The organism is uncultured Leptotrichia sp., from assembly GCF_938036635.1.
In the GTDB taxonomy this organism is placed as follows: Bacteria; Fusobacteriota; Fusobacteriia; order Fusobacteriales; family Leptotrichiaceae; genus Leptotrichia; species Leptotrichia hongkongensis.
In genome coordinates, this window is the sequence record NZ_CALHQO010000347.1 from 1 (window position 1) to 4,753 (window position 4,753).

4 protein-coding genes and 1 pseudogene are annotated in these 4,753 nt (G+C 29.1%); all 5 read right to left on the bottom strand.

Annotated elements, in window-relative coordinates; all coding sequences use genetic code 11:
* A partial coding sequence (locus Q0370_RS06935) for a hypothetical protein (RefSeq protein WP_299573854.1) occupies window positions 1-280 on the bottom strand: 280 nt, incomplete at its 3' end.
* Window positions 281-370: 90 nt separating this feature from the next.
* Window positions 371-2,128 (bottom strand): AAA family ATPase, encoded by a 1,758-nt coding sequence (locus Q0370_RS06940; RefSeq protein WP_299573856.1) that lies wholly within the window; start codon window positions 2,126-2,128, stop codon window positions 371-373.
* A 14-nt stretch (window positions 2,129-2,142) separates the two neighbouring features.
* Window positions 2,143-3,510, bottom strand: a complete 1,368-nt coding sequence (locus Q0370_RS06945; RefSeq protein ID WP_299573857.1) for an MATE family efflux transporter — start codon at window positions 3,508-3,510, stop codon at window positions 2,143-2,145.
* A gap of 109 nt (window positions 3,511-3,619) precedes the next feature.
* On the bottom strand, window positions 3,620-4,504 hold the full coding sequence (locus Q0370_RS06950) for an endonuclease/exonuclease/phosphatase family protein (RefSeq protein ID WP_299573859.1): 885 nt from the start codon (window positions 4,502-4,504) through the stop codon (window positions 3,620-3,622).
* A gap of 22 nt (window positions 4,505-4,526) precedes the next feature.
* A pseudogene (locus tag Q0370_RS06955) lies at window positions 4,527-4,753 on the bottom strand (hypothetical protein); the annotation flags it as partial.

Consider the following 4,753-nt stretch of genomic DNA (forward strand, 5'->3'; position numbering starts at 1 on the left):
CCTGATCTCCGTAAGATTCTTCGTAATCAACAACAAATGCGTTTGTCATATCAATTTTTCTTACCATTTGCCCTGCAGATATTACTTCTAATGCCACAGTTCTGTATGCGTCGCTTGATTCAGCAGGTACCAATGACCATTGAGCAACTTTTCTTGTATCATCTTCAGCATCTCCATTTGCAGCTGCCAAAATTTTTCCTTTGATTTCAAGAATAATTCCTAAATCAGTTGCTCTTGCATTTGAATCATCAGGTGATTCTGAAAGAAATTTAACATCCAAGATGCTTTCCTTTTCTAATAAAATTTCTTCTCCTTGTCCTTTTACGTCCTAAATTGCAAATTTTTGAAATTTGATTTTAATTTCTAACTTTTATTTACTGACAACCTTCACACTCTTCCCATAAAACGCTATCCCTATCTTCAAAATATTCTTTATTCCTCTAGCCTTCAACCTTGTATCATACTTTTTCTCATCTATTTGCTTCAAAGCCTCTTCTGCCTTTGCTCTCATTCCTTTTTCAGTTTTTGAAATTTTAAATTCCATAAGATAAGCTTTTTCATTGCTTTTTACTGGTATCATTGCCAAATCGTACCTTCCATATCTGCTTTCATTATTTGAAATAATTTCATACCTTCCCATCAGAAAGCCGACAAGCCCTATCATAAACACCTGATAAATCTTCTCCATTTCACTATCCAAATCAAAATGGCTTAACATATTTATCATTATTTCACCTAATGTTTTCTCAAATTTTTTAATGTCTCCATTTTCAAGTGCTTTTATTAGAATATTTGTTTTCACTTCCGTTCCAAAAAACCTGTTAAGAAATAGACTTCCAAAATAGCTTCTTATTTCCCTGTTTGGTATTTTTAAATTATAAACATTTGTATAATCTGATGTTATATCTATTTCCCTTTGCTTTTCAGCTTTTGTCAAATACCCACTGTATAAAAACAACTGCCAAATTTCATCATCACTGCTCAAAAGGCTTTTTATTGTAGTCCCGTCTGAAATATACTTTTCAATACTTTCCCCATCAGTAAATCTTTTTAAATCAGCATAAACACTTTCTCCAGCGTTATCAATCATATTTTCTAAAAGTGTATTTCCAGAAACATTTGCCCAGTATGATTTTATTTCTTTTTCTCTTAAATAATTGACAATAGACCATGGATTGTATATTTGCTCATTTCCAAAAAGATAGCCGTTGTACCAGCTTCTCACTTCTTCAATTTTATATTTCATATTAAAGTAATCAAGCATTTCAATTACTTCACTTTCAAGAAGTCCAAAATATTCTGAATAATCCTTACTTAAAATCGTATTTACATAAAGATTATTTAAACCAGAGAATATCCCTTCCTTTATAATCCTTGTTATTCCTGTCAAAATACCATATTTCAAGGAATTATTAGTCTTTAATGCTGAACTGTAAAATGTTTGAAAAAAGTTTATTGCTTCATTGTAGTATCCTTTATCAAAAGCATTTATTATTGGAGCATCGTATTCATCTATTAAAATTACTACTTTTTCATTATGATAATTACTTAAAAATTTCATCAAATTTAATAATGAAACCCCTAAATTAACTTCTTTATTTCTATTTAAAATATCTAAAAAATACTCTTTTCCACCTTCATCTAAATTATCAAACAGATATCTATGCTCATCATAAACATTCACAATTAATTCTCTTACGTAACTAAAACTTCCTTGAGCATTAGTTTGCTTCACATCCTTAAATGTCAACTTAACAACAGGATATTTTCCAAAATACTCCATACTTTCTGTATTTTCAATTTTTAATCCATTAAATAATTTTCTATTTTCGTCTTTTTTTGTTATGTCAAAAAAGCATTCCAACATTGATAAATTCGTTGTTTTTCCAAATCTTCTTGGACGAGTGAATATTTGAACTTCCTCTTTTTTTCTTATTATTTCGTGAATCAATAAAGTTTTGTCTATAAATAAAGCATCGTCCTCTATCCTGTTTTTAAAACTGTCCGAACTTGTTTTTAATACTTTCACATCATTCACTTCCATTTCAGAAAATTTTCTGTTTTCTTTTTTTCCCCGATTTAACCACCCTCTTTTATTTTTTATTACTTTCCCTTTTAAATATTTCATTTTTATTCAAATTTCTAACTAACTAGATTATTTATCCACTTCTTGCTCTTTAATCTCCATATACATGGAAATATTTTTATAATTTCATCGCTACATGAAAGTAAATATACAAATACAACTGGAAATCCTAAATATAATCCAGAAAAATATGTTACTGGAATCGCAATAAACCAAAGCGGAATCAAATCAACAAACATTGTCCAGAGCGTATCTCCTCCTGAACGTAAAATTCCAACTAACAGCTGTAAACTTATTGCTTTTACAAAAATTACAAATACCTCTGCCTTTACAACCTCTTTTGCTAACGGATAACTTTTTTCATTTACATGTTGCAGAATAAATGGACTGAAAACAAATACAATTGCTCCAATAATAATTCCTGAAATAACAGCTACCTTTAATAAAATTATTGAATAGTCATAAGCATTTTCTTCTCTTCCAGCACCAATCTCATTACCAATTATAGCCGAAGTTGCACTCGAAAGTCCAAATAACAATGTCAATACAAGACTGCTAATTGATTTTACAACCTGAACGGCAGCCGCAAAATTTGTCCCCATTCTTCCAAAAATCATTACATACACACTTGCTCCAAGTACCCACAATATTTCATGAATAAAAACAGGGAGCGATATTTTCATAACTTTTACAAAAAATTCCATTGATAAGTCAAATAATTCATTTATTTTCCCTGCAATTGGCAATTTTAACTTGTAAATCACATAAATTATATAAAAAGTACTTATAATTCTCGCAATAACTGTTGCAACTGCAGCACCACGCACTCCCATCGCAGGAAATCCAAAATGTCCAAAAATCAGAACATAGTTGATAACCACATTTATCAAAAGCCCTATTACACTTGAGTAAAATGAATATTTGGTTTTCCCTATTGCACGAAGTTGCATATTAAAGGCAAAACCAACTCCCACAAGTGGATAAGTCCACGCTACTATACGTAAATATGAAGCCCCTATTTCTATAACTTTTTTATCATTTGTAAATACTGAAATTACAAGTTTTGGGGTAAACAATCCTGCGAAAAGAAATAGCAGTGAAAATAAAAATCCAACTATTATCGTTATCCCAAGACATTTTTTCAGATTTTTATAATCCTTATTCCCAAAATACTGAGCTGCCAAAATTCCACCGCCACTATTCATCCCAAAAAGTGAAGTCATAAAAATCATAAACATCTGATTTGCAAACCCTAATCCTGCAACAGCAACTGTCCCCAGCCCAAGCGTTACAATCTCTTTCCCCACCATAAACATATCAACAAAGTTCATAAGTGCATAAATCATATTTTCAATTGCCACAGGCAACCCAATATTAAGCACTTTTTTATAAACAAACTTCTTATTCAATACTTTTTCTTTCATTTATTTCCTTTCTTTTTCATTGATATTTTTTTAGATTTTCTCAACAGTTTCAGTTTACTTGATAATATTTTTTCCTTAACAAAATAAATTTTAACTTTAATAAATCTATTTAATAATCTAAATCCTCCAATGTTGAATATTCTGAAAATATCAACAAATGATCTGACACATATTTTTTTATTATAGCATAATTATCATTTTTTATAAAGTTATAAACTCCAAAATTTCCAGTAAATTCTCTTGTTTTTTCAAAATTTATGAAAAAATTATCATAAGAACTTACAAGTTTACTATCCGAAAGTGTAGTCAAATTTTCTTCAGGATTTAAAATATACTTGACGTTATATTTATCAGCTATGTTTTTAAAAGCCATATTATCAGCAGGCGTATTAAAATCTCCAGCGATAATTATATCATCCTCATCTGTCAATTTAGAAAAATATTCATAAACATTGATATAATTTGCCGCCTCAAGCAGTCTCTGTTTTTCTTTATCACCAAAAACTGAATGTACAATAACATAAACAAAATCAAAGTTTCCTGCTTTAAAATATGCACCATACGGCTCTCTCATAAACTCATTCTCATCCTTTTCCTTATAAAATCCAAGCTCTCTTGCTTCAGAAAATTTGCTTTTCCTGTAAATAAATGCAAAATATTCACGATAATTTTCACTTCCTACAGAATTTTCCGAAATAATATAGGCCCATTTCTCTTTAGTCAACTTTTCCAAATACGCCTGGACTTTCTTAACTCCTTTCTCATTCATAACTTCTTCTAGCCCAATTAAATCAAACTTTGCTAAAACTTTTGAAAGTGTCCGATAATCTTTTTGTTTCTCACCAAGACGCATAGCATTAAATGATGCAACTAAAATTCTATTCTCATCTCTATTTACATCAATTGTCTCATTTATCTTTTCTTTTCTAAAACAAGAAAATATTCCAAAAACTAAAACTACAAAAACTAACCCTCTAATTATTTTATTCTTCATCTCAATCAACCCCTTGATTTTTTTATTTATTTTCTAAAATATTATTATACTCTTTCTCTTCTACAACAAATTCTATTTTCTTTTCCTGACATATTTTTCGTATTTGTAAAAAAATTGCTAAATAATTTTGAGAATAATCTCTTTTTATAAAAAAATACAAAAAATTTTTATATTTACTGCCATTTTTTTGAATTATTACTATCCTTTTATCATTTAAAGGTTTTGGATGTGTCATTTTTATTATCTTTA